Here is a 23,053-nt window from a genome sequence, read left to right as displayed (position 1 = left end):
CTGTCACGTCGCCCCATCCTCCACCCAATAAGGTCGGTTATGGAAAATATACTGAACGTCAGCTATGCCCAAACTGGGCAAAGCACAGCACAGAAATCCATGGGAATGCGCGAGATGCAGGCCAGAGCGTTCGAACAGCGCAACAGCCCCTACCTACTGATAAAAGCCCCCCCCGCTAGTGGAAAATCTCGGGCGTTGATGTTTTTGGGACTGGACAAGCTAATCAATCAGGGAATACGCAAGGTCATCGTGGCTGTGCCAGAAATGTCCATCGGATCCTCGTTCAGAGACACCGCACTTACCCAACACGGATTCTTTTCTGACTGGACGGTAGATCCTGAGAATAACCTCTGTATCGGTGGAGGGGAAAAAGGAAAAGTGGCCGCTTTTCGCCGTTTTATGCACGGTGATGGCCAGATCCTGGTCTGCACTCATGCCACTTTGCGCTTTGCCTTCGACAGTCTGGATGTGTCTGTTTTTGACCATTGTTTGGTGGCCATTGACGAATTCCATCACGTTTCTGCCGATGAAAACAGCCGGCTGGGTGCTTTACTCGATGCGCTGATGAAGCTGCCTCATGCGCACATTATCGCCATGACGGGCTCCTATTTCCGGGGCGATACCGTTCCTATCTTGCTACCAGAGGATGAGGCCCAATTTACTAAAGTGTCTTACTCCTATTACGAGCAATTGAACGGCTATGAGCACCTGAAATCGCTCGGTATTGGTTATCATTTCTATCAAGGCCGCTACATTAACGCCTTACCTTCTGTGCTCGACCCTACAAAAAAAACCATTATCCATATCCCTAACGTCAACTCTGGCGAGTCGACCAAAGATAAGCACACGGAGGTTGATGCCATATTGGATGCTCTGGGTGACGTGGAGTCTCAAGATCCGATATCCGGCGTATATCGGGTAAAGCGTAAAGGAGATGGAAAAGTTCTAAAGGTCGCTAATCTGGTTGATGATAATGTGGCTGAACGTCCCAAGGTACAGGCATATTTACGCACCATTATGACTGCCGACGATATAGACATCATCATTGCCCTGGGAATGGCAAAAGAAGGCTTCGACTGGCCGTATTGTGAACATGTATTGACTATCGGCTATCGCAGTTCTTTGACAGAGGTGGTGCAGATTATTGGCCGCGCAACGCGTGATTGCGAGGGGAAGGCGCATGCCCAGTTTACTAACCTGATCGCACAGCCTGATGCTCAGGATGATGACGTGAAGGTCTCGGTCAACAACATGCTCAAGGCCATCACCACCTCACTGTTGATGGAGCAGATCCTGGCACCCAGCATCCAATTCAAGCCACGTTCGCAATGGAATGGCGAGGATCTCCCTCCTAACACGCTAATTATCGATGATAAGGTGGCTCCGGTATCGAAAAAGGTGCTCGATATTCTTAACGGAGATAAAGAAGAGATCATGGCGACCTTGATGGCCAATGAGCAACTCGTTAAGGAAGCCGTCTCCAATATGCTGCCGGCAGAGTTAATCACTCAGGGAGCCTTACCCGCAACCATCCAAAAAATGTATCCTGATCTGACGGATTATGAATTGGAGCAGATACGGTCCGGCATCCTGCAAAGCCTTTACATCAATAAGCACGGTGTATTGGTCGATGAGAAGGACGTCCCGGAAGGCGCGGATATCGTGGGTAGCCCCTCACCAGTTAATGACCCGAATGAAATAACTGTTAGCAAACAATTTTTGAAAATGGGTGAAAAGTTCATCAATATCGAAAGTTTGAATATCGACCTAATTGAGGCGGTAAACCCATTCCACGGTGCTTATGAAATTCTTTCCAAATCAGTCACCGTGGCAATGCTCAAAACCATTCAAGAGGCTGTTAGCGCAAGCCAGGCCCAAGTGTCAGAGGATGAGGCTACTATTCTATGGCCGCGGATCCAGGACTTTGCCCGTCAACACCAACGCCCACCAGAGCTGTCATCGAGTGACCCGCTGGAGGTGCGTTACGCCCAAGTGCTGGCATACCTTCGCAACAAAAAGCAGGCGCAAATGGCAAAGCAGGGAAGCTAACTAATGATCAGTTTGCACTCTACCCAACCCAGAAAAAAGGCGACACTCGACGATATTTTCGCGGCGGAAGATGTGTTTGGGCTACTGGATGTCGTCGCTCTGAAATCCAAGGCAGGCCCCACGGATCTGATCGGCAGCCAGTTCGAGAGCATCATGACGTTTGTTGATTGTCATGGCCGGGCACCGCAAAATACACCAAACGCCACAATGAGTGAGAAATCACTAACACGGCAGCTTAATGCTATTCGGGCAAATCCTGAACAGTGCAAGATATTGCATGAGCGGGATCGCCATGGGCTGCTGGCAGGTGTTGATATGAATCAAAATCTGAGTGAAACGCCGAAGGTCGAGCTTGCTTCTCCTCTAGGGATAAGCAAGTCAGAACTGGTAACCTCATTGGCGGATATTTTTGCTGATGACGATTTAGGTTTGCTGGATTTTGATGCCCCTGAAATTTTCACTATCAAGCACGTTCCAGTGGGTAAGAAGGACCTCCCTGATGAGATTGCCAGGCGTCAGCCTTGCCCGGATTTTGAACGTTTTTCGCCTTTATTCGCGAGCGTACACAAGGGATTTCGGGATGGGGTATTTTCCGTTATTCGTTATCGTAATGAGCACAAATTCCAGGAGGGTGATTTTTTTATTCTCAGTGGGGTGATGGGGTACGTTCATCGTGCGGGTGAGCGGCTTGAGCAGTACGATACCTATAATTCCCGCCTGCATCTGGTGTTTGAGAATGGAACTGAGCTCAACATGCTCTACCAGTCCCTGACCCAGGGACTTGTTCGTGACAAGGAAGGGCGTGTGGTGGACCTGAACGGTCAGCAGCTAGTACCCATTGATGCGCCTGTTCCGAGTGGGTTCGTATATGTGCTGGCAACCAAGAGTACAGATCCCGTCCTTGCCCCTTACATCCGTGATCTCTATAAAATAGGGTTTACCGAGAGCACCGTGGAGAAAAGGATCCAGAATGCCTTTAAAGACAGAACCTTTCTTGAAGCACCGGTTAGGATTATATTCACGACTCAATGCTTCAATATGAATGCCAATAGGCTTGAGGCCTTGGTGCATGGCTTTCTGGCCAAGCAACGCCTTAACATCACGCTAAGGGCGGTTAACGGCAGTACTTACACGCCCAGAGAGTGGTTTCATACTTCCTTGGCCACGGTGCAAGCAGTCATCAAGTATATTTTGGACGGCACAATTTCTGAATACAGGATGGATAACACCACGGGCAAGATAGTAACGAAGAAAAAACTTTAAACGTAACTACGTGGCGCCAGTTCTCATACTACCTACCGCTTATCTTTCCGTACTATGGGGACTTCAGTCCCCCGCTTTACGTGAATTTTCGTTTCATTAAGTGTCAGACCTCAATTCATAAACATAAACTACCGCCAGTTCTTACACTCTAAAAACACATATTTACTCATTTGTGTTTTTGTGTATAATCAAACTCAAATGAGTAAACACACAAATGAGGTTTAGACATGAAAATTATCGCGTTCCTCAACCCCAAAGGGGGGTCTGGTAAAACGACTGCGACGATCAACGTCAGTAGCTGCCTTGCCAGTTCGGGTAAGAAAATTGCAGTTGTAGATACAGACCCGCAGATGAGCCTGACTAACTGGAATAAAGCAGAGAAAGCAGCATTCGATGTTTACACCGCAGCATCAGAGAAAGACGTTTACCAGGTAAGAAAGGATCTGGCTGAATATGACTTTGTCATTATTGATGGTGCCGGTTCTCTGTCAGTTATTACTTCAGCAGCGGTGATGGTCAGCGATCTGATTATCATCCCGGTAACACCCAGCCCTCTGGATTTTTCAGCTGCCGGTTCTGTAGTCACTGTACTGGAAGCCCAGGCTTATAATCGTCCGGTAGAAGCTCGATTCCTCATCACACGGAAAATTGAGCAAGCCACCATGCTTAATGTCCTGAAAGATAGCATTGCTCAGACGGGCATTAAGCCGTTCAAAACAGCGATCACACAACGCCAAAGTTACGTTAAATCCGTGATGGAAGGTGAGAGCGTTTTCGATACCAACGATGGGGCAGCAAAGGGCGAGATCGCCATTCTGACGCGAGAAATACTTGAATCATTTGAGTAAAAACTCATATACTCATTTCAGCATATTAAGAGGTTATGTATGGCACTAACTAAACAACATACATCAAAAACAATGAGTTTCGGTGATCATCGAGATCTTGAAAAAGTCGTCAATAGCACACCCACAGGAAAGCAAAAGAGAGTCAACGTTAACTTTGATGAAGAAATACATATCCGCTTCAAAGCTGCGTGTGCAAAGCAAGGTACATCTATTACTGATGTAATAAAGGACTTGGTTGATAACTGGCTGAAAGAAAATGACAGTTAAAAACTCAAATGTGTAAACACACATTAACTCAAAAACACACTGTTTTTTCCGAGAACACTGATCTGGTGCATACATTTTTTATGTGCCAGATCCGTGTTGGCCAAGCAAGGCGCGGCAGCGTGTTTATAGTCTTGTTTTGGTTCGCGTTATTGATAGAAACTGCGGAGTTCATTTTCCAATGCTTGATACGACTCGTTTTCATCGTTTCTGATGTAGTCCATAGCTATGTCGCACAAAGTGGATTCGACTATAGAGGCATCAACACCTTTCTGCTTTGCTCGTTTCTTTATGGCATTCAGTAGATTTTTACCTTTTTTATCTTTATCTAAAAAATTAGGGTTATCGTCAAGGTAGTCACTAATAACAACTTCAAATGATAAATCTGAATTATTAAAGAAAGCACCTTCAATGCCATTGAATAGTGTTCTATCATCCTCAATCAACAGCTTTCTGAATAAAAACTTCTCTAAACTCTGGATTGGTAGAAATTTCACATTACAGTTAGAATAACCCTTTATGTATTCTTCTGAATCAGGCAAGTCGTCTACGTCACCATCAAGGATGGATATATACTTACAAAACATCCCGCCAAGATTGTTCTGAGAAAATTCACTGTGAATTTCAACAACTTTCCTCCAACCACCGACTGACATGACTTTGTGAATATTATTATTGGAAAGACCTGCCTTGATCATTGTTCTTTCTACTATTTTTTTTGCCAATTTGTCTTCGACAAATATGATCTTATCATAGCCACTCATATCCTTTGTGGCACGAATCGCATATGCTGGGAAACAAGGATTTATTAGTTTTATTGATTTATTTGCAACTTTTGATTTCTGCAAAAGGAAAATATTATCTTTATGCAAAGAAGACATTGTTGCTGGATTGTGAGTTGATATTAGAAAACAAATTTTATGTGATCGACTAATGGTGTTTAAATATCTCATTAATCGTTCTAACGCTGATGGATGCAGGCCTACTTCAATTTCATCAAGAATAACCAAACTTACATCTGATGTGCGACTTGGTCTCTTAGATATTTTTTTTATCTCGCTATCAATGAACTCTAGTAAGCTAGCAACAATGAACTCACCAGAACTCATATCATGATGGTGAATCGACTTACCATCAACCTCCATGATGAATAGAGGACGATCTGAGGGAACCAACTCCATGCTCGAAGCATTTTTACCGTTTACTTTCCTTGGGAAAAGTGGATAGTAACCCTGAAGCTTAGAATAATAATTCTTATTGTCACGTAAAATTAGCCCTAGATATTCCCTCACCTTATCATCTACATCAAACGGATTTTTATTGTTCATTTTACCAGAGCGAAGCATCATACTTACGTTCGCATACTTAAATCTATTTCCATGAATAAAACTCCCCTCAATAAACCCATTTATTGAGATATTTGCAACGCCTTTATTTAGATTTTCCCATTTAAATGTTTTTCCACTAGGGACTCTTCTCCAGTTATTGATGGCTCCATTAAAATTAATATCTATTTCTGATTTTTCAGTGGATGAATTATAAAAATAGTCCCTGTATGCATTGTTATTAAATAGTTTTGCAAGAACATATAGAAGAGTGGTTTTCCCCACACCATTACCGCCACAAAGGACGTTAACTCCTGGCGACAAATTAATAGAAAAACTCAAATAATCAATTGTTTTAAGATTTTTCACTTCAATAGATAATTTGCTCATTTCTTTCCTTTAAATTTATAATATGTAGTCCTACCAACACAATTTTTCAACCACATCTTCAGTATTATCTTACTTTTTTTAGGAGCCAGTTTGGATATCGAAAATTATTGTACGTTAAAGTTCGGTTTCGGATGCAGAATCGTCACAGCAGCGGTAGTTACAGATACCGGGTTGGCCAAGCAAAGTGCGGTAGTGATTTATCACCCGATTAGAGCCTTAGCCTTTGCTCTGATTTCAGCAAGTTCTTCAGGCAACACAGTGCCTTTTTTTGTTACTTTTCGCGCTCTCCAGTCAACACAGGTAACTTGATCTGCAAGAGCAACACTTTCGCGGCTACTCGACAGTTCTACCTCAAATGGATAGCCTTTAGCTTTAGTGGTACACGGAACGCAAAGCAGCAATCCTACGGGATTATTGTAAGAAAAAGGGCTCAGGACGACGGCAGGGCGATGGCCTCCCTGTTCGTGACCTTCCACGGGGTTAAAATCCAGCCAGATCAGATCCCCGGAGTTTGGTACGTAACGTGAAACCATTTAGATCAATTCCTTTCCAACTGGCGAACCAAAATCTATTTTTCCGTGAACGTTATCTGGTGTGATACCCGATAACAGTACATCCAGTGAATACTCTTTAGATTTCAATGGAACTAAAACAATTTGGCCAGCTTCATCAATTTTCAAATCGAGTTTATCTTCAACATTAAGTGCTGCTGCTTGCATTACGCTGGCTGGTATTCTGATCGATGGGCTATTACCCCATTTTTTTAGCGTTACTGTTGTCATTAATATTTCCTCCTTCACATTTGTAGATACATTGTAGATGATAAACAATGTATCTACAAGCATTACCCTCCTTCCTGCCAGACCGGTTTTTTAGCTTACTTTTAGCGATGAAGTAGGTAAGGGCGAAAAGCGCCTTTTCGCTTAGTTCGTTTCGCTAACTCCCTGCCTCCGGGCAAAGACCGGAGGTGCTACTTAAAGTTTGCTAGGGAGCGTAGCGACCATGCCGAACCGGCGTGGCCGTCTGGCTGCTGCAAGGGCGGTCGTTATTGTTTTTCCCCGTTATCCACAGAACTTATCCAGGGAATAAATAGATCTTTAATGAAATTAAGTAGGTCGAAGACCTGATTGTTTTGCAGCTAACTATTGGTTGATTGCAGATAATCCCATTTACCTATTTGCAGATAAGTGTGCATAAAAGATATAGCATCGGTGTTGATGGGGGTTTTCTGCATGTTCCGTTGAAGTAATCACGATAGGTGCGGTTAAAAAATGAGCCATTCCAGCCGATGGACGAAGAACGACCTCCGCAGGGAAACGGATTAGTAAAAAGAGGGTGATTAGTGAGGCGGAGCTGTGCCTGGCTGCTCCATATTTACCAGTTCAAGCTGGTAAAGCTGAGTCCAGACCATTTTTTCAAACTGCTGAGGGGTTAGGTGGTGTATATCACCCTTCATATCACGGAAAATACGCTCGGCCACCTGACGCTTTCGCTCATCAAACGGTAATTCAGCCAGCTTACGCCGTTGTTTACCCTCGATAGCACGTGTACGGCGGCTAAGTATCGTCTGATGGCGGCAACGTTCATACCAGCGCTTACGGGCTTCTTTTACTGTCATCGCCTCGCCGGGTTGTAGAATGCCGTCCTCAATAGCACGTAGGCGTTCTTCCTGCTCGGCACGCAGCTTATCCATATCCACGCCGGTAAGACGCCAGCCTTCTTCTGTAATGATTATATGCTTAGGAAAACGGCACCCGTTCACATAATCCCACTCAGTTTCAGGCGCAAGGACTATGCCAAACCTGGCCAGTTCGTCTATCAGACGCGACACCCTGGATACCGTCACAGCGGTTTCAGGGATGATGTGGCCATCTTCATTTCGTGGGCTAAGTTCTTCAGCCAGCTTAGTGATGTTGATAGTGACAATACCGGTAGCAAGATCGGCCTTGTTGACGAAAAGCACAAACAACGCATCGAGCAAACGCCGGCGCACTTCACGGAAAGCTCTTTTCCTGTCCGCGACAGGTCGCAAAAAAGTGAAGATTGGATCGGCAGAAACACGACGACGAATAACCCAGGCACCAGAAGTTTTGTCCTGGCTCATAAGGTTACGTAAGGCTCGGCCATGCTGTTTACTGAGGGGCTTATAATGCGCCGGACGCACGTAGAGCGGTAACGGACATTTACAGGCTGTAGAATGTTCGCCACGATGACGCTTGTCTGGGTTTTGTTGAGTAGAATTTGTCTGGTTATTCACACCCGCCAGCACTTATGGCGGTGTGGGGGGGTTGTGTTAGGTTACGCATTTGCTATAATCCTTCTCAGGCGCCGCGCCTGCTTTCGACCCCCTGAATATCCTTCGTTCCGCCAAGTTCGAGTTGGGATTTCAGGGGGTTTTTGCATTCAGGGTGTGGCTTTTGCCTGTCACCCTTTCCCTAGACGCTATTACCGGGAACGTCCGACCCGCATGAATACTTGTAAACGCAGGTAAATTACCACGTAGTGAAGCAACGATCAATTCCCCCACCAAAAGATCCCGCAAAGAACATATCTAATTTACCCAATCAATTCATAAAGATATTGAGTCTCAATAATGTTGACACTGATCACATTCACAGTAATAAGATCAGCACCGAATCCCTGTTCTAAACAAATAAAGAGATAAAATCAATCTTTCAAACAATCATTTAGTTGCTTAACAAGCTTTCGAGCTTCGTCACGCTGCGCCGCTAGTTTTTGGGCTTCAGCCAACGTGCTGTAATAGGGATTTGTATCAGGACTCATGCGGTTGCGATGAAATTTCAACATATTCTCTGCAAAATCATCATCAACCGTATAGAAATAGCTCTCTGGATAATCCAATGCTTTAGCAACTCGAAGAACAAAATCGAAAGGAGGGGTGAAACGCCCGACCTCATAATTAGATAGTCGAGAACGAGTATTAACGCCCTCTACACCAATGAGTTCAGACAACTTTTCTTGAGATAATCCAGCAGCCTCCCGGGCTTCTTTTAACCTTTTCGGCACCATAGCACTTCACCTTGTTTTGTTTTCTATCATACAAGGCGCAGTCCCCACCCTACGTTCATCCAAACAAACAAGCTTGATTATATGTACATCAATGTTATTATCACTAAATATTCTTGATATTGACATACCCTTACGAACTGTATAAAAATAAATACTGTATTTATGTACAGCATGTTTATTTATACAGGATTTTTTATGAGTACGCGGCTACCGGCGGCGGAAAATGGGGGCTTATGCCCACAAGGAAGGGAAACATGAATTTATGGTATGTGTTGTACTGCAAGGTTCAAGATGCTGATAAAATAACCAGAAGAGTCAACAGTTTAGGTGTTAGTGTTTTTTGCCCTCGCTATGTAAAAATATCTCACCGTACCGACTGTAATTCGGTACGGATCGACGAAAAAGTGTTGTTCCCTAATTATTTGTTCCTTTCTTTTGATATCAACAAAATCCATACATCAACGATTTCGTCTATCCCTGGAGCTATGGGCTTCATTCGGTTCGGTTCCAATGCCTGCACGGTTCCCCAGAAAGTGATATCAGCGATTGAATGTGCTCGCCTGATAGCGTTGAACAATGACGATCAAGCTATTGAGTGCCGTAATATTTCTCCCGCTTTACTGGCAAAAATTCAGGAAATCTCGCTGCTCAGGTCAACAGAACAGCGACAGGTTGCCTTTTCACACCTGCTCCAATCGGGTGACATCTAAGTAAAATTCTCTCACTGTTTCATACATACCGGCACTGTAGGCAATCGCCTGCGGTGCCTTTTTAATAGGAGTAACCATATCCATGCCGAAAAAGAAGTTGGGCGAGCCAACGAGTACGGCGGTGATTTACATCGGACAGCAGCGTTACCAACTGTTAGCAAAACATGCTCGCGAAATCAGCTATTTATCCAACGCCAATATCAAACCAAGTACATTTCTTCACTACTTGATTGATGAGTTCACCAAAAAAGGCCATGCCTCACTGCTTAGCCAGTTGCAGAAGGCTCCCACCGCCGAAGAGGAATAAACCATCTAATAGGAGGAGACATGATTTCATCCGCCGTTCTTCTAACTCTGGCCATGCAATGCGCCCCAACCATCCACCCAGATACATCGCATGATGTCGCCAGAGTTGAATCAGGGTTAAACCCCTTTGCTATTGGGGTTGTCGGTCAGAAAAAAGGGCTTTTTCCCAGCAACATAAACGACGCTCTTGATCATATCGACCAGCTCAAGGCGAAAGGTAAAAATTACTCGGTTGGTCTGATGCAAATCAACCAGGCTAACTTTTCCCGTTACGGTGTCACTGCAAAGCAACTGTTTAATCCCTGCACCAACCTGACCGTCTTCGAAAAAATCATCACTGACTGCTACCTCCGGGGCGGCACCCTTAAAAGGGCGCTGAGTTGCTATTACTCCGGCAACTTTGATACCGGCCAGAAGCCCGAAGCTGCATTTTCCAAAACCAGCTATGTACAGCGGATGGGTTACAAACCCGCGCAAAAATATGTCGTGCCTTCCAGCAAAGCCGATCAAGAGAAGCAAAACGCCACACCAGGCAATGCAGCACCCGCGCCGCAGATACGTTACCCAAAAGGCATTGTACGCGGCGATCTCGTCACCTCCGACGCGCAGGCGTCACCTAACCCGGCTACACCCGTTTCTTTCCCGTCACAGGTTGTGCGGGGAGAATTTGTAGTCATTACATCTAAATAAGGAAATATCATGAAATTTTTACGCTCTATCAAAAACGCTCCTGCTCACCTTACTGCTATCGCGGCTTCTGCTGCCCTGTCCTCACCGGCATTCGCGGACGGGTTCGCGAAAGCCGAAACGTTGCTGGAGAAAATCTCGTCTGGCCTCACCGGTCTGGCTATCGTCACCATTACCATCGCCGTTATCTGGGTAGGCTACAAAGTGTTATGGGACGGCAAAAGCCTTCACGACTGTAAAGGGATCATCATTGGCGGCATTTTGATTGCCAGCGGTGCAGAAATCGGCGCTCTGTTGATGAGCTAAGGGGCGGACATGGTCACGCTTAATAAAGCCCTGACGCGCCCCGCTATGCTGTTTGGCATTCCGATGGTGCCGTTAGTTATCGTCAGCGGGGCAATTATCCTGCTGGCGATATACCTCACTAAACTTTTGTTGCTGTTCCTGCCGGTAAGCTGGTTTGTCATGAACCAGATGGCTCGGAAGGATGCCCATATTTTCGGATTAGCCTTTTTAAGGCTGAAAACGCGGGGCAATAAGACGTGCAGCACCCACTACGGTGCAACAGCGTTCCTGGCGAACGACTACGACGCCGTAGACATCACGGAGTTCATCAACACTATGCGACTTAACGAACGGGTCACGCTCACCAAGCACATTCCGTATTCGTCGCACATTCATGAAAACGTCATTAAAACCCGAGGTAGCGACCTGATCGCAACGTGGGAAATTGGCGGAACAGCGTTTGAATGTGATACGGAAGAAAATCTCGACATTCTGTCTGGTCAGTTTAATAACCTGATCAAGTCCTTTGAGGGGCGACCGGTGACGTTTTACGTTCACAATATCCGTGAAACGTACCACGATCACTTTGACGGGAAGTCGGGTAACGATTTTGCCGATACGGTCAGTGAACGGTACTACTCGACGATTGAAAACCATCCTTTCCGCCATAATCGCCTGTTCTTCACCGCCTGCTATATGCCCTTTGTCGGCCTGGATAAGGTAGAGCGCAAACGCATGTCCGACGGACAGAAGCAACACGCGTTAGACAGTGCATTAAAGGAGATGTTGGAGATCTGCCAGACGGTCGGCACATCCTTGTCGCGTTTCACCTCAAACCCGCTCGGGGCATATGAGGAAAATGGCCGCGTATATTCGTCGCAATTATCTTTCTATCGGCGGCTGTTAAGCGGCGTCTGGCAGAAGACAGCCGTTACGCGCACGCCATTTTATGAAACGCTCGGCATAACCGACCTGTTTTTCACCGGCGATGCAGGGCAAAGCAATAACGTCAACGGAAAGACCTTCTTCCGTGGGCTGGAAGTGAAAGACTACGCACCGGAATCCTTCACCGGGATAATGAACGTGTTGCTGTATGCCCCGTGTGACTATGTGATCACCCAGTCTTTTACCTGTATGGCGAAAGATGAAGCGCAAAAACACATAAAGCAGACGGCCAAGCGTTTACGCAGCACGGAAGATGATGCCATTTCGCAACAGGAAGACTTATTTGTTGCCCTGGACATGTTGCAGGCCGGACACATTGCCTTTGGTAAATATCATTTCTCCCTGATGGTATCGGCATCTGGCACGGAACGGTTGATTAAAGACACGAATAGCCTGATCAACGCCTTCACCGATCTGGGCATCACCCCGACGCTCTCCACGTTGTCGCTGCCTGCCGCCTACCTGGCACAAATGCCGGGTGTGTACACGCTAAGGCCGCGACTTGTCCCCATAAGCAGCCAGAATTTTGCAGAACTGGCGTCATTCCATAACTTCTATACGGGGAAACGGGATAAAAACCCCTGGGGTGAAGCGCTTTGCGTTCTCAAAACCCCGTCGGGCGGCGCGTACTACCTAAATTTGCATAATTCCCTGCTCAACAAGGACGATTTCAACGAGAAAAACTTAGGGAACGCCAGCGTTATCGGCACCGCAGGGTCAGATAAAACGATGCTGATGACGTTCATTCAGAACATGATGCAGAAATACCGGCAACCCGAAAGTTTTTCGCCGCAGGCTAAAACGCAGTGTCTGACTACCGTTTATTTTGATAAAGACAGGGGGGCGGAACTCAACATAAGGGCGCTGGGCGGGCAGTATTACAAGGTGAAAAGCGGTGAACCTACCGGCTGGAATCCCTTCCGCCTTCCCCCGACTAAACGCAATCTGAACTTCATCAAAAAGCTGATGCGCATACTCTGCACCCGCAACGGACAAACCTTGTTCCCGCGCGACGAGCTGCGTCTTAGCCAGGCGGTGGATGCGGTCATGAAGGAGTTACCGGCTGAACACCGTGGGTTTGGTATTACGCGGCTGCTGGAGAACCTCACCGAGCCGCCAACGAAGGAAGCGCAGGAAAACGGGTTACGCGTCAGGCTGTCACAGTGGGCGCAGGGTGGCGAATACGGCTGGGTTTTCGATAATGACCTGGACACGTTTGATATTGGCGAATGCGATAATTTCGGCATCGATGGCACGGAGTTTTTGGACGATGCCGACGTGTGCGCGCCAATTTCGTTTTACCTGCTGTATCGCGTCACCAGCTTGCTCGACGGGCGACGCCTGGTGATCTTCATGGATGAATTCTGGAAATGGCTCAACGATCCGGTCTTTTCTGACTTCGCCTTTAACGTGCTGAAAGTTATCCGCAAACTGAATGGCCTGTTTATTCCTGGCACACAGTCACCGGCGGAAATACTGACCAACCCGATAGCCCCTGCCGTGGTGGAGCAGTGTGGGACGCAATTCTTTACGGCGAACCCGAAGGCTGACCGCAAAGACTACGTTGATGGTCTGAAAGTCGCCCCGGAAATCTTCGATATTATTAAGAATCTCGATCCGCTGTCACGACAGTTCGTGATAGTGAAAAGCCCCCTGAAAAAGGGCGATTTACGCAACTTTGCGGCACTCGTCACCCTCGACCTGTCCGGGCTGGGGACTTACACGAAAGTGTTAAGTAGCAGCGCTGACAACCTCGAAATCTTTGACTCTGTGTTTCAGGACGGCATGAAGCCGGACGACTGGCTGGAACGCTACCTGCAACTCGCTCTCTGAAAGGAAATAACATGAAACTGAAAACACTGACCGCCGCCTGTCTGGCGGGGGCTTTACTCTGTCCGTCGTTAGCCGGTGCCACCGGTATTCCTGTGGTGGACGCCATGAGCAACCTCGAACAAGTGAACGAATGGGCGCAGCACCTGGAGCAATGGCAAGGCACCGTGCAGCACTATCAATCTCAGCTCAACGCCTACAAATCGCAACTGGCGACCGCGACCGGCGTCCGCAACGTGCAGGACTTTTTGAGCCAGGCTAAGGGATTGTCGAGTGACCTTAAAAACCTGCAAAAAAACGGCATTTCACTTAATGACCTGCTGACGAACTCCGGCGGGTCATACAGCAGTGCGCTAAACAGCCTGTACAGTAAGTACAAGATGTTTGACACCTGTGATGCTACGCAGACCCAAAGCTATGCTGATACCTGTAAGCAAATCGTCATTAACCGGGCGGTGGCCGTAGAAGACACCACGGCGGTACAGGAGAAGATCAACAGCACGGTGAGCGACATCGCTACCCTCGCCAGTCGTGTAGAAATGTCGCAAGACGCTAAAGAGTCACAGGATTTGGCGAACACCATAACGTCAAAAAGTGTACAGTTAAACGCACTGACCACGCAGTGGGAAATGAGCGTGAAGCAGTCGGAACTGCGTGATCAAATGCTGACATCGCAGCGACAAAAAGCCCACCGACAGCAACAACTGAGTGCGCCGGTTGCTGATTTAAACAACTTATGACAAGGATTTTTCATATGACGATTAATAACCGCACTATTTTATCTTCCCTGCTTGTTTTAAGCCTTTTTGCTTTAGGTGGTTGTGAAGAAAAGAAAACTGAGGAGTGGTATATGGCTCATCATGATGAATTACTAAAAGACTATGCCGATTGTTTGAAAACCAAAACATTCAGCAGTGAGCGATGCATTCCTGTAGTGAATGCCAAAAAGAGATCTATCAATGAACCTGACATTGCAGCAGGAATACAAAAGATTCAAATGGAGTACATGCAAAGTAAAATAACCCCGGAGAACAACAAATCATGAGTAGCGAAGGCATTTTCACAGGAATGGATGCCGCGGTAATGAATGGTTTGAATAGTGTTATACAGGGGCAGATGTCCCTGTATTCAACAATGATGGCAGGGTTAGTTACCGGCTCTGCCACTCTGTACATTCTTTGGCGTGGTTATCAGACACTGGCGGGTAAGCTGCATACTCCGGTAGAGGACGTAGCCTGGGATTTGGCGCGGATGGGGATTATTCTGGCATTTGTCACTAATGCTGATGGTTATCTGGACGCGTCTGTTGCCGCCATTAATGGTTTAAAAGACGGACTAAGTGGAAGTGAAAATGTTTGGGTTTTATTAGACACCCTTTGGGGTAAAGCACAAATATTAGGGGAGAAGCTTTTTAACCTCGATGATTCCACTTACGTACAACTCAATGGCGGCATCGCAGAGCTATTAGTCTGGGGGGGTACGATAGTGACTTTGGTTATTGCCACTATCGTGAATATGGGAGCTGAAATAATGTTGTTATTAATGACAACTACGGCACCCATATTCATTTTCTGCCTTATCTACGGTTTTCTGCGCCCGATGTTCAATAACTGGCTCCAGGTAATTTTTACCGCGATCCTGACGCTCATGTTCTCGGCGTTATCTTTACGGATTGCGATTCAATATTTAAGTAGCGTACTGGATAAAGCAAGTAGCGGGGCTGATGTAAACAACATCGTAACGCTGGCCGCACAAAGTTGTCTCGCCGGTATCGGTGCCGGGTTTGTGGTCTGGTTATCGGCAAAAATCGCCGGTTCTCTGGCAGGGGCTAGCGTACAGGGCGTAGTACAGGGCGCGGCTAAAATGGGGCTAATGGCGGGCGGCGGTGCTGCGAAAAAAGCCGCGAGCACCGTAGGTAAGCCCGTGGGGAATGCTTTAGGCAGTATTGGCGAGAAAGCAGCCAGCAACCTCAAAGGCTCATCGGGCAGCAATGCCAAGGCATCGGCAAAGGCCGCAGTGGAGAAAATGAAAGCCCAAAACTAGCAGATATTCCGCCCCACATGTTCCCATCGCAAGACTCATTACTTTTTAACCCTTTCAGGAACCTAAACCATGAAACACCTCATCATATTTATGATGTTGTGCACCCTTGCGGGCTGCGCACAGCAAAGCCATTTCCCGCCTGATGTTTCCGGCGACCTCCAACCCGTTAATTCCGCTTCCGTTATGCAGGAGGTGAATAATGTCTGAATTACAAAAAACGCTGAATACCTCGCAGTCGTTTGAAAAAGTGATGCTGACACGCGACGCGCGGGCTAAAAAACTCGCCTTTGTTATCGCCGCTGTCGCCACGGTATTTGCCTTACTTTCCGTTGTGGCCGTCATTGTCATGCTTCCGCTAAAACACACGGAGGTCGAGCTTTACACCGTAGACAGCCACAGCGGCCGAGCGGAATACGTCACCCGAGTGAAAGAAAAAGACATTGCGACCGAGGAAGCGATGGCAAAAGCCTTCGCCGCCAATTACGCCACGCTCCGGGAGGGGTACAACTATTTCGCCCTGCAAAGCAATTACGACACGGTGCAGCTCTTTAACAGCGGACAGGTCAACGCGGACTATCTTGCCTGGTTCGCCGGACAGGATGCCCCCGACAAGGTGTATCAGAACGCGGCTAACGTGGTGGAAACTGAGGTCATTTCCAACATCATCAGCCAGGCTACCGCGCCCGATATGCTGGCAACCCTCCGACTGAAAAAAACCATCCGACACGTTGTAGACGGCGCGACGCGCGTCGAATTCTGGAACGTTCGTCTGACATACCACTATGTGCCACACAAGGCGCTGACCGACGCACAGCGTGAGAGTAATCCGCTGGGCTTCATCGTCACCAGTTACCAGCGTGACAAAGAACTGAGGAAAGAATAATGCGTAATCTATTCGTCATTCTCACTTTGATGCTCTGCTCATCGGCGTGGGGAGCCGCAACCCCACAGGGTAGCCGGTACGACAGCCGTATGCAGCAGGTGGCGTACAACGTGCAAAACAGCACGGTGATCAACACCCGCGCCGGCTACGTCACCACGCTGGTATTTGCCGATGATGAGGCGGTGATCAGCACCGAAGTCGGCTTTATTAAAGGATGGGCGGTAACAAAGGAGGCGAACCGCGTCTATATTCGCCCAGCTCCCATCACGCAGCCGGTGACGGATGCGGACGGCTCAACCGTCCAGCAGGCATTTTTACCCGAGTCGAAAGACTGGAAAACCAACCTGTTTGTCACCACGTCGGCACACTTCTACAGCCTGGAGCTTAACGTGCTCGATGAAGGCGCACCGGCAAGCAGTCTGGCGTTTGTTGTGACCTGGAATTATCCCGATGCCAGTCGCAAGGCCAACATGGAAGCCGTTAAAGCGCGGCAAAAGGAGCTGACGGAGGCGCAGGAAAAAAGCCGCATCGCCAAAGCGTTTAATGCCGCCACTACACCGCGAAACTGGAACTATGCGCAGCGTGTGAAGCAGGGCAGTGAAATGGCTATACCGGACTTTGCCTATGACGATGGCCGCTTCACTTACCTGGGCTTTTCACCGCTGAAAAAGATCCCGAGTCCCTTCCTGCTCGTCAACGGCAAAGAACAAACGACCATCCCGTCGTTCTCGCTACAGGGCAACTATCGCGTGATGGTCGTTCACTCGCTGGCTCCAAAGCTGGTCTTACGCTACGGCGACGCCGTGGTGGGCATTGTTAATCAGGGATTTGGTCTGGCAACGGTCAGCAACGGCAGCACCGTTTCATCGGCGGTTAAACTGGAGGAAAAACCATGACGGATACGCAAAACCCAACGCCTCTCGATGGGAGCGAAAGCCCCGTACCCGAGAGAGAAAAAACGGTGGCCGAGCTGGAAGTTGAAGCACGTGAACGGGCGCAGGCACAGCGTAAAGAGTCTGCACCGGTGGAGGACGTTAAACCCGACCAACCCGAGGTAAACAGCCTCAAAAAGCGCGGTAAAAACCGTCTTATGACGCTGGGAATACTGCTTCTGGCGGCGCTTATCGTATTAGCCTGGATGGGTGACTGGGCTTATAACCATTTCATGAGCGCCCCCGCACCCAAGGCTGAACAGGCAAAAACGGCACCGGATGATGTCAGTTACGGACGGAAACGTCAGGGCATGGGAATGGCTGAAAACCCGCTGGGGTTGCAGGACACCGCGTCAACCGATACCACAACAAACCTTCCTCGCCCCACCGCTCCGGCAGTTTCATTTAACAAGTCGATGGCTCTGGCGGCGATGTCCAGCACGCAAAGCAGCGGCCAAACCGCCACGGTTTCACGCACGGCTGAACGCAGTACCACAGAGCACAGCGTATCTCCCGCGACCGCGCAGCCTTATACACCCTGCACGGTGACGCTGGTCATGGATGCCAGCGGAAAGCTGGCCTGTCCTGTCGGAGCGGAGGCATCACCTGGTGTGGCACCGGCAGTTTCCACCGTCACCAGCGTACAACGTATGCGGCTTGACCCGGATTTGTATATTCCGGTCGATACCTATATTCCCTGTACGCTTCAAACCCGCTTTGTGTCCGACGTTGCCGGGCGTATTTCCTGCCTGATATCTGAGGACGTTTACAGCGAAAGCACCCATGTACGGCTGATACCCGCAGGCACCCGCGCCCGGGGCGTCTACAAGACCGGCACACTCAATCACGGCCAGGCGAGGATGTTCGTGATGTGGACGGAACTCAGAACCCCGGACAGGCTAAAAATCCCGATGGTTGATTCTCAGGTCGTAGGCCAGCTCGGTGAGGCTGGTATTGATGGCTGGATCGACACGCATTTCTGGGAGCGTTTCGGCAACGCAATGATGCTCAGTACCGTGCAGGACGTCGCCGCAGCGGCGGCAAGTTCCGCCCCGTCGAAAGACCGCAATACCGATTACACGGAAAATTCACGCGCTGCCGCCGCTGAAATGGCAAAAACGGCGCTGGATAACAGCATCAATATCCCGCCAACCATCTACAAAAATCAGGGCGATATCATCGGCATCATGACCGGTTCAGACATCGATTTTTCAGGCGTTTACAGCCTGAAACTCAAATAAGGAGGGCATTATGGGCGTCAGTAACATTTCACTCGACCAGCATAAACAGCGCATGTTCGGGGATTTTCTTCACCTCGATGGCCTGACCGAAATCGCGGTAAACCGTCCCGGAGAGCTGTTTACCAAAATTCGCGGGGTGTGGCAAAAACACCCCGTTCCGCTCACGCTGGCACAGTGTCAGACGTTTGCCACCGCGCTTGCCAACTATCAGGGCGACCATATTGATGATACGTCGCCGGTGCTTTCCGCCACGCTCGAATCTGGCGAACGTTGCCAGGTGGTGATGCCTCCGGCTTGTGAGCGAGATACGGTGTCGATCACTATCCGCAAGCCTTCCCTGATACAAATTCCCCACCAGTCCTATATCGACGGCGGCTTTTACGACCGGGTCACGGGTAAGGAGAAAACAGCAAGCCATGATGACGAGCTTTTACGTTTATACAATGCCGGAGCTATTCCCGCTTTTATGGAGAAGTGTGTCGAATATGGCAAGACCATCATCATCGTGGGCGGTACGGGGTCGGGGAAAACAACCTACCTGAAAACGATGATCGGGTATATCCCCGTCAACCTGCGACTGGTGACTATCGAGGACAACCCGGAGACGCGCTTTTACGGCCATGAAAATTATGTGCATCTTTTTTACCCCGCTGATGCGGGAGAAAAAGCCATTGTGACCCCGGCCAGCCTGGTTAGAGCTAACTACCGCATGAACCCTGACCGTATTTTACTGGCCGAGGTGCGCGGAGGTGAAGCCTGGGACTGTTTGAAAATCATCGGCTCAGGGCATGAAGGGCTGATCACTTCTCTGCACGCCGGTAGCCCGGAAGAGGCCATTAACGGGCTGGCGGAACGCTGTTATCAAAACATGGAATGCCAGAACATCCCCTATTCGGTACTGCTGCGTAAGGTATTGAACAGCATTGATGTCATCGCCAGCATTGACGTGAGCGGCGATATTCGCCGCATGGGTGATATTTACTTTAAGCCGGTGCATCGCGCCGGTGTGATGGAGAATTTCAGGAATGAAACATTTTAAACCCCTAGTTGTACTCAGTGCGTTGCTGGTACTCGCGGGCTGCTCATCCCCGCCCGAACCGGCAGCCGTCGAGTGGGATAAGCCTCTTTCGCCGACCAACGGCACATTGCCTTTGTGGCAGGAAAACACGGTTGTTACACCGTCGCCGGTCGTGTCCGGGCAGTGGTCGAGAGTGATCACCGATTTTCAAGATGAAGGCCAGATTTGGACGCCTGATGTCTGGTATGCCGTTGCTCATTCCCCACACGTTGCCGTCTCTGCGCCGGATGCGACCGCGTTCTTTGCGGCTAAAGCGTGGTTGAGACAACACGGCGCACAAGGGCTTATCTCTTATCTTCCAAAAACTCACTGCCTGACCTGCAACACTACCGACATTTATTTTTCCCGATAACGGCGGTGAGACAGATTTTCAATCTGTTTTTCCGGCGTTGAACAACCAGAGGACGTTAGCCGTCTTTTGTTTGTCTCAAAATCACCTCAAGGAATAAAACGTTATGAAAAAAACCGCAATCGCGGCGGCACTCCTGTGCCTGACCGCTGGCTTTTCTGCGCCTTCATTTGCTGCTGACCCGTGCGAGGTCGTCCTGTGTATGTTCGGCAAAGTAACCGGTAATAGCGGCGGCAGTGAATGCAGCAGTGCCGAAAAAGCCTTTTTCAGCATTAATTCTTTTAAGAAGAAAGGCCGGTTTGACCCATCGAAGACATCAAACATGCGTAAAGCGCTTTTGGGGGAATGCAAAGCCGCAGACCCGGCAGCTATAGCCAAAATCATCAGTCAATTCGGGCGGATCAGGGGGTAATCATGAGACTTTTTATCGCAGAAAAGAAAGGATTGGGTGAAGTGATCGCCCTTGCCCTGGGCAACGGTGTAAACCGTGGCGGTTATATCGAATGTGGCACCGACGTGGTGACGTGGGGATCAGGCCACCTGCTCGAGCTGGTCAAGCCTGAAAGCCATAACCCCGCTTACGAAAAATGGAACGAGGCCGATTTACCGCTGAAACTGCGCCCGCACCGCTACCAGCCGATTGAGCGCACCGCAGGCCAGTTTAAAACGGTGGCGGCGCTGATTGAGAAGGCGAGTGAGATTGTTCACGCTGGCGATCCCGACGCCGAAGGCCAGCTTTTAATTGATGAAATTTTGACGTACACCGGCACAAAAAAACCGGTGAAGCGCGTCCTTATCAATGACCTGAACACGGAGAAAGCGCGACAAGCGCTGACGCAGTTACGCGACAACAGCGAGTTTTACGGATTATCCCAAAGCGCATTAGCGAGAAGCGTTGGCGATCAACTCTTTGGCTTCAATATGACCCGTGGTTACACCCTAGCCGCCCGTAAAAAAGGGGGCAAAGATGTGTTATCGGTTGGTCGGGTACAAACGCCTATACTGGGTCTGATCGTTCACCGTTATGAAGCCTTCAAAAACCACGCATCGGCCTTTTACTACACGGTAAACGGTGATTTTTTGATGAACGGAAGCCACATCCCGGCACGTTTTAGCGTGCCGGACGATGCGCCCACTGACGACAAAAAACGTATTATCGATGAGAGTTATGCAGGCAGTATCACCAGTGCAACACAGGGCAAACCAGCGACAGTGACGCAGGCACAGACAGAGCCAAAAACATCACCGGCACCGCTGCCCTTCTCGCTGTTAGATTTGCAGGTTCACATGAGCCGAGAACACGGTCTGCCTGCTGAAAAAACGCTGGCCGTGACGCAATCGCTGCGCGATAACTTTAAGGCGATCACCTATAACCGCTCAGATTGTCGATACCTGAATACCGAACAGTTTAATGATGCCCCGCAGACCATTGAGGCGGTGAGTGCCGCATTAAGCGGGGCATTTCCCGCGCAGGTACTGGCCGACCTCGACAGCAGCAGAAAAAGCCGCGCCTTTAATGAAGGTAAAGTCGGGGCGCATACCGCGATTATCCCGACCGGCACCGCGCCCGATACAGCAAAAATGAGCCAGGACGAACGCGCGGTATACACCGCGATCGCTACACAGTACCTGGTTCAATTCTTACCGGAAAAAACGTATCTGGCGACCAGCGTCAGTTTTTGCGCAGCGGGCAATACCTTCACCGCCAGTGCCAGAAAAACAACGGGGATGGGCTGGACGGCGCTTTTACAAGAGAGCGACAGCGACGGAGAGAGTGAGCCGGGGAAAGATAATGGCGATGGATTGTTTTCCATATTAACGGCACTTAGCGTGAACGATGCCGGAACCTGTAAAACCGTCACTGTCAAAGCGGAGAAAACAAAACCGCTGCCACTTTATACCGAAGCCACGCTGTTACGTGATTTACAGCGCGTGGCAAAATATGTGAAAGACCCGCGCATTAAAGCGCTGTTAGTCAGTCGGGACAAAGACACTGAGGGCGAAAATGGCGGGATTGGCACACCGGCAACCCGCGCCGAAATGCTGAAAACCCTGCTGAACCGCAACTTTTACACTGTGGAAAAAAAGAAACTTATTCCCACGGAATTAGGCATCAGCTTTATTCACGCCCTGCCCGCCATCGCCACCGAACCGGACATGACCGCGCTCTGGCATGAACAACAGCAGATGATTGAAAAGGGCAGCATGACAAGCGACGCCTTTTTAGACGAGCTGGAAATTTTTATCGCGGAGCAGCTTCAACACGTCGATGTCAGCGCGGTCAGCGTGACGGCCAGCGATAAAGACAAAAGCGAAAAGAGCCAGTTTGAGCGATTAAACACGCCCTGCCCGTCCTGCGGTAGCAGCATCATTGTGACCCCTAAAATATTCCGCTGCACTCAGTGCGACTTTAAAATTTGGCCGACAATGGCGGGTAAAAACCTGACCAAAAATCAGGTTGAAACCATCATCAGCAAAGGTAAAAGCGCAGAGATTAAAGGCTTTACCAGTAAAGCGGGTAAGCCGTTCTCGGCGTTTGTGGTGTTAAAAGATAAGGCCACCGGACAAACGGCGTTTGAGTTTCCCACACGAAAA

24 protein-coding genes are annotated in these 23,053 nt (G+C 48.8%); 19 read left to right on the top strand and 5 right to left on the bottom strand.

What is annotated here, in order from left to right; all coding sequences use genetic code 11:
* Window positions 1-39: 39 nt before the first annotated feature.
* The 4 genes from AC0Z7K_RS23770 (at window position 40) to AC0Z7K_RS23755 (ending at window position 4,427) form a co-directional block, all read left to right on the top strand.
* Window positions 40-2,049 carry a DEAD/DEAH box helicase gene (locus AC0Z7K_RS23770; protein ID WP_485616186.1) on the top strand — a complete coding sequence of 670 codons (2,010 nt, stop codon included), beginning with the start codon at window positions 40-42 and terminating at the stop codon, window positions 2,047-2,049.
* A gap of 3 nt (window positions 2,050-2,052) precedes the next feature.
* Entirely contained in the window at window positions 2,053-3,312 is a 1,260-nt protein-coding gene (locus tag AC0Z7K_RS23765) for a GIY-YIG nuclease family protein (RefSeq protein ID WP_485616185.1), read from the top strand.
* Between the two features lie 227 nt (window positions 3,313-3,539).
* On the top strand, window positions 3,540-4,160 hold the full coding sequence (parA, locus tag AC0Z7K_RS23760) for a ParA family partition ATPase (protein WP_044715110.1): 621 nt from the start codon (window positions 3,540-3,542) through the stop codon (window positions 4,158-4,160).
* A 39-nt stretch (window positions 4,161-4,199) separates the two neighbouring features.
* Entirely contained in the window at window positions 4,200-4,427 is a 228-nt protein-coding gene (locus tag AC0Z7K_RS23755; RefSeq protein WP_485616184.1) for a plasmid partition protein ParG, read from the top strand.
* Window positions 4,428-4,573: 146 nt separating this feature from the next.
* Here AC0Z7K_RS23755 and AC0Z7K_RS23750 read toward each other — a convergent pair whose 3' ends face one another.
* The 5 genes from AC0Z7K_RS23750 to AC0Z7K_RS23730 all read right to left on the bottom strand — a co-directional run bounded on the left by AC0Z7K_RS23750 (window position 4,574) and on the right by AC0Z7K_RS23730 (window position 9,169).
* The gene (locus AC0Z7K_RS23750; RefSeq protein ID WP_485616183.1) at window positions 4,574-6,139 is read right to left on the bottom strand and encodes an ATP-dependent nuclease; all 1,566 of its coding nucleotides are present in this window, start codon (window positions 6,137-6,139) and stop codon (window positions 4,574-4,576) included.
* A 200-nt stretch (window positions 6,140-6,339) separates the two neighbouring features.
* Complete coding sequence (mazF, locus tag AC0Z7K_RS23745; RefSeq protein ID WP_485616181.1) at window positions 6,340-6,672, bottom strand: endoribonuclease MazF; 333 nt, start codon at window positions 6,670-6,672, stop codon at window positions 6,340-6,342.
* Entirely contained in the window at window positions 6,673-6,984 is a 312-nt protein-coding gene (locus tag AC0Z7K_RS23740) for an AbrB/MazE/SpoVT family DNA-binding domain-containing protein (protein ID WP_485616180.1), read from the bottom strand.
* A gap of 494 nt (window positions 6,985-7,478) precedes the next feature.
* Window positions 7,479-8,396 (bottom strand): plasmid replication initiator RepA, encoded by a 918-nt coding sequence (gene repA, locus AC0Z7K_RS23735; protein ID WP_485616179.1) that lies wholly within the window; start codon window positions 8,394-8,396, stop codon window positions 7,479-7,481.
* 410 nt (window positions 8,397-8,806) lie between these two features.
* Entirely contained in the window at window positions 8,807-9,169 is a 363-nt protein-coding gene (locus tag AC0Z7K_RS23730; protein WP_485616178.1) for a helix-turn-helix domain-containing protein, read from the bottom strand.
* A gap of 254 nt (window positions 9,170-9,423) precedes the next feature.
* Here AC0Z7K_RS23730 and AC0Z7K_RS23725 point away from each other — a divergent pair, with 254 nt between their 5' ends.
* From AC0Z7K_RS23725 to AC0Z7K_RS23655, 15 genes are all read left to right on the top strand, one after another.
* Window positions 9,424-9,879 carry a transcription termination/antitermination NusG family protein gene (locus AC0Z7K_RS23725; RefSeq protein ID WP_485616177.1) on the top strand — a complete coding sequence of 152 codons (456 nt, stop codon included), beginning with the start codon at window positions 9,424-9,426 and terminating at the stop codon, window positions 9,877-9,879.
* A gap of 82 nt (window positions 9,880-9,961) precedes the next feature.
* Window positions 9,962-10,186: a hypothetical protein gene (locus AC0Z7K_RS23720; protein ID WP_485616176.1), complete on the top strand. Its 225-nt coding sequence runs from the start codon at window positions 9,962-9,964 to the stop codon at window positions 10,184-10,186.
* 20 nt (window positions 10,187-10,206) lie between these two features.
* On the top strand, window positions 10,207-10,875 hold the full coding sequence (locus tag AC0Z7K_RS23715; RefSeq protein WP_485616175.1) for a lytic transglycosylase domain-containing protein: 669 nt from the start codon (window positions 10,207-10,209) through the stop codon (window positions 10,873-10,875).
* Between the two features lie 9 nt (window positions 10,876-10,884).
* On the top strand, window positions 10,885-11,178 hold the full coding sequence (locus AC0Z7K_RS23710; RefSeq protein ID WP_485616174.1) for a TrbC/VirB2 family protein: 294 nt from the start codon (window positions 10,885-10,887) through the stop codon (window positions 11,176-11,178).
* 9 nt (window positions 11,179-11,187) lie between these two features.
* A complete protein-coding gene (locus tag AC0Z7K_RS23705) occupies window positions 11,188-13,935 on the top strand; it encodes a VirB4 family type IV secretion/conjugal transfer ATPase (RefSeq protein WP_485616173.1) in 2,748 nt (915 codons plus the stop codon).
* An 11-nt stretch (window positions 13,936-13,946) separates the two neighbouring features.
* Complete coding sequence (locus tag AC0Z7K_RS23700) at window positions 13,947-14,672, top strand: TrbJ/VirB5 family protein (protein ID WP_485616172.1); 726 nt, start codon at window positions 13,947-13,949, stop codon at window positions 14,670-14,672.
* A gap of 14 nt (window positions 14,673-14,686) precedes the next feature.
* Window positions 14,687-14,977 (top strand): EexN family lipoprotein, encoded by a 291-nt coding sequence (locus AC0Z7K_RS23695; protein ID WP_485616171.1) that lies wholly within the window; start codon window positions 14,687-14,689, stop codon window positions 14,975-14,977.
* Complete coding sequence (locus AC0Z7K_RS23690) at window positions 14,974-15,975, top strand: TrbL/VirB6 family protein (protein WP_485616170.1); 1,002 nt, start codon at window positions 14,974-14,976, stop codon at window positions 15,973-15,975. The genes AC0Z7K_RS23695 and AC0Z7K_RS23690 overlap by 4 nt, the downstream gene beginning before the upstream one ends.
* Window positions 15,976-16,174: 199 nt before the next feature.
* Entirely contained in the window at window positions 16,175-16,858 is a 684-nt protein-coding gene (locus AC0Z7K_RS23685; protein WP_485616169.1) for a VirB8 family type IV secretion system protein, read from the top strand.
* Window positions 16,858-17,754, top strand: a complete 897-nt coding sequence (gene virB9 / locus AC0Z7K_RS23680) for a P-type conjugative transfer protein VirB9 (protein WP_485616167.1) — start codon at window positions 16,858-16,860, stop codon at window positions 17,752-17,754. Before AC0Z7K_RS23685 ends, virB9 begins: the two co-directional genes overlap by 1 nt.
* Window positions 17,751-19,031 carry a VirB10/TraB/TrbI family type IV secretion system protein gene (gene virB10, locus AC0Z7K_RS23675; protein ID WP_485616166.1) on the top strand — a complete coding sequence of 427 codons (1,281 nt, stop codon included), beginning with the start codon at window positions 17,751-17,753 and terminating at the stop codon, window positions 19,029-19,031. The genes virB9 and virB10 overlap by 4 nt, the downstream gene beginning before the upstream one ends.
* Window positions 19,032-19,041: 10 nt before the next feature.
* A complete protein-coding gene (virB11, locus tag AC0Z7K_RS23670) occupies window positions 19,042-20,070 on the top strand; it encodes a P-type DNA transfer ATPase VirB11 (protein WP_040118348.1) in 1,029 nt (342 codons plus the stop codon).
* Window positions 20,057-20,461 carry a cag pathogenicity island Cag12 family protein gene (locus AC0Z7K_RS23665; protein WP_130957301.1) on the top strand — a complete coding sequence of 135 codons (405 nt, stop codon included), beginning with the start codon at window positions 20,057-20,059 and terminating at the stop codon, window positions 20,459-20,461. Before virB11 ends, AC0Z7K_RS23665 begins: the two co-directional genes overlap by 14 nt.
* A 103-nt stretch (window positions 20,462-20,564) precedes the next feature.
* Window positions 20,565-20,870: a conjugal transfer protein gene (locus AC0Z7K_RS23660; RefSeq protein WP_040118350.1), complete on the top strand. Its 306-nt coding sequence runs from the start codon at window positions 20,565-20,567 to the stop codon at window positions 20,868-20,870.
* 2 nt (window positions 20,871-20,872) lie between these two features.
* On the top strand, window positions 20,873-23,053 hold a 2,181-nt coding region (locus AC0Z7K_RS23655; RefSeq protein ID WP_485616165.1), incomplete at its 3' end, for a type IA DNA topoisomerase.

It is taken from the genome of Rahnella sp. 1L-D-7-B-C2, from assembly GCF_057290995.1.
Note: the sequence above shows the minus strand (reverse complement) of the source record. Positions and strands in the feature narration are given on the sequence as shown.

What these genes read in the sequence shown, in the direction of transcription:
- AC0Z7K_RS23770 (WP_485616186.1), top strand. Translation starts at nt 40, where the DNA reads ATGGAAAATATACTGAACGTCAGCTATGCCCAAACTGGGCAAAGCACA.
- AC0Z7K_RS23765 (WP_485616185.1), top strand. Translation starts at nt 2,053, where the DNA reads ATGATCAGTTTGCACTCTACCCAACCCAGAAAAAAGGCGACACTCGAC.
- parA (WP_044715110.1), top strand. Translation starts at nt 3,540, where the DNA reads ATGAAAATTATCGCGTTCCTCAACCCCAAAGGGGGGTCTGGTAAAACG.
- AC0Z7K_RS23755 (WP_485616184.1), top strand. Translation starts at nt 4,200, where the DNA reads ATGGCACTAACTAAACAACATACATCAAAAACAATGAGTTTCGGTGAT.
- AC0Z7K_RS23750 (WP_485616183.1), bottom strand. Translation starts at nt 6,139, where the DNA reads ATGAGCAAATTATCTATTGAAGTGAAAAATCTTAAAACAATTGATTAT.
- mazF (WP_485616181.1), bottom strand. Translation starts at nt 6,672, where the DNA reads ATGGTTTCACGTTACGTACCAAACTCCGGGGATCTGATCTGGCTGGAT.
- AC0Z7K_RS23740 (WP_485616180.1), bottom strand. Translation starts at nt 6,984, where the DNA reads ATGCTTGTAGATACATTGTTTATCATCTACAATGTATCTACAAATGTG.
- AC0Z7K_RS23730 (WP_485616178.1), bottom strand. Translation starts at nt 9,169, where the DNA reads ATGGTGCCGAAAAGGTTAAAAGAAGCCCGGGAGGCTGCTGGATTATCT.
- AC0Z7K_RS23725 (WP_485616177.1), top strand. Translation starts at nt 9,424, where the DNA reads ATGAATTTATGGTATGTGTTGTACTGCAAGGTTCAAGATGCTGATAAA.
- AC0Z7K_RS23720 (WP_485616176.1), top strand. Translation starts at nt 9,962, where the DNA reads ATGCCGAAAAAGAAGTTGGGCGAGCCAACGAGTACGGCGGTGATTTAC.
- AC0Z7K_RS23715 (WP_485616175.1), top strand. Translation starts at nt 10,207, where the DNA reads ATGATTTCATCCGCCGTTCTTCTAACTCTGGCCATGCAATGCGCCCCA.
- AC0Z7K_RS23710 (WP_485616174.1), top strand. Translation starts at nt 10,885, where the DNA reads ATGAAATTTTTACGCTCTATCAAAAACGCTCCTGCTCACCTTACTGCT.
- AC0Z7K_RS23705 (WP_485616173.1), top strand. Translation starts at nt 11,188, where the DNA reads ATGGTCACGCTTAATAAAGCCCTGACGCGCCCCGCTATGCTGTTTGGC.
- AC0Z7K_RS23700 (WP_485616172.1), top strand. Translation starts at nt 13,947, where the DNA reads ATGAAACTGAAAACACTGACCGCCGCCTGTCTGGCGGGGGCTTTACTC.
- AC0Z7K_RS23695 (WP_485616171.1), top strand. Translation starts at nt 14,687, where the DNA reads ATGACGATTAATAACCGCACTATTTTATCTTCCCTGCTTGTTTTAAGC.
- AC0Z7K_RS23690 (WP_485616170.1), top strand. Translation starts at nt 14,974, where the DNA reads ATGAGTAGCGAAGGCATTTTCACAGGAATGGATGCCGCGGTAATGAAT.
- AC0Z7K_RS23685 (WP_485616169.1), top strand. Translation starts at nt 16,175, where the DNA reads ATGTCTGAATTACAAAAAACGCTGAATACCTCGCAGTCGTTTGAAAAA.
- virB9 (WP_485616167.1), top strand. Translation starts at nt 16,858, where the DNA reads ATGCGTAATCTATTCGTCATTCTCACTTTGATGCTCTGCTCATCGGCG.
- virB10 (WP_485616166.1), top strand. Translation starts at nt 17,751, where the DNA reads ATGACGGATACGCAAAACCCAACGCCTCTCGATGGGAGCGAAAGCCCC.
- virB11 (WP_040118348.1), top strand. Translation starts at nt 19,042, where the DNA reads ATGGGCGTCAGTAACATTTCACTCGACCAGCATAAACAGCGCATGTTC.
- AC0Z7K_RS23665 (WP_130957301.1), top strand. Translation starts at nt 20,057, where the DNA reads ATGAAACATTTTAAACCCCTAGTTGTACTCAGTGCGTTGCTGGTACTC.
- AC0Z7K_RS23660 (WP_040118350.1), top strand. Translation starts at nt 20,565, where the DNA reads ATGAAAAAAACCGCAATCGCGGCGGCACTCCTGTGCCTGACCGCTGGC.